We start from the raw sequence: 569 nt of genomic DNA, 5'->3' as shown, positions 1-569 counted from the left end.
GCGATGGAAGAAATCAGCCGCGCCTCGGCGTCGGTCGGCCTGTCGTACGGCGCGCATTCCAACCTGTGCGTGAACCAGATCCACCGCAACGGCACGCCGGCGCAGAAGGCGAAGTACCTGCCCAAGCTGGTCTCGGGCGAATGGATCGGCGCGCTGGCCATGAGCGAGCCCAATGCCGGCTCCGACGTGGTCAGCATGAAGCTGCGCGCCGAGTTCAAGGGCGACCGCTACGTGCTCAACGGCACCAAGATGTGGATCACCAACGGCCCGGACTGCGACGTGCTGGTGGTCTATGCCAAGACCGAGCCTGAGCTGGGCGCGCGCGGCATGACCGCCTTTATCGTCGAAAAGGGCATGAAGGGCTTCTCGGTGGCGCAGAAGCTGGACAAGCTGGGCATGCGCGGCTCGCACACCGGCGAACTGGTGTTCCAGGACGTGGAAGTGCCGGTCGAGAACATCCTTGGCGCCGAGAACGGCGGCGCCAAGGTGCTGATGAGCGGGCTGGACTACGAGCGCGCGGTGCTGTCCGGCGGCCCGGTCGGGATCATGCAGGCGTGCATGGACGTGGT

Annotated in this window: 1 protein-coding gene; it reads left to right on the top strand. The window is 66.1% G+C overall.

Features of this window, described 5'->3' with window-relative positions:
- Positions 1 to 569 (top strand): acyl-CoA dehydrogenase family protein (locus AC3WQZ_RS35730; RefSeq protein WP_492302172.1); only part of this gene is annotated, 569 nt, incomplete at both ends.

It is taken from the genome of Cupriavidus sp. FW305-26, from assembly GCF_058787975.1.
The sequence above is the reverse complement of the archived record's forward strand: the minus strand, read 5'-3'. Positions and strand labels throughout refer to the sequence as shown.